The 402-nt window shown below is 62.9% G+C and carries 1 protein-coding gene; it reads right to left on the bottom strand.

Annotated elements, in window-relative coordinates; translation table 11 throughout:
- Window positions 1–402, bottom strand: a 402-nt coding sequence (locus G3I78_RS49985; protein ID WP_203616607.1) for a hypothetical protein, incomplete at both ends; no start/stop codon positions are given.

Genomic DNA, 402 nt, shown 5'->3' with positions numbered 1-402 from the left:
TCGACCGAACCAGGCCTCGTCGACCCGGTTGTTCTGCTCATTGCACAGCCATGACGGCGTGAAGACCTCGGCGCGGCCCTTGGTGCGATCCCACTGCTGCGCCTTGGACTTCTCGACACGCGGCTGGATGAGAAGGCGGTACTCGCCCGTTACCGATTCGACGGTGATCTCGCGGCTGGGCGCGTACTCGCCGCCGAGGTGTTCGTAATGGTCCGTCGCCCAGATGATGTTTCCAGCGGTTGAGCGGTCGAGTAGAAGGTCCGCCAGAAGACCTGCCGCACGCGCAGCAAGTGCCTCTTCGTTGACGTCGATGTCATGGATAACCGCGCGCGCGTCAGCGAGCGTAGCAAGCGGTAGGACGTTCGTCTCGAGGTCATGCCCCTCGGTGGTCAGTGCTGTCAT

Source organism: Streptomyces sp. SID13726 (assembly GCF_010548375.1).
Lineage (GTDB): Bacteria > Actinomycetota > Actinomycetes > Streptomycetales > Streptomycetaceae > Streptomyces.
This window is presented reverse-complemented; position numbering and strand designations above follow the sequence as displayed.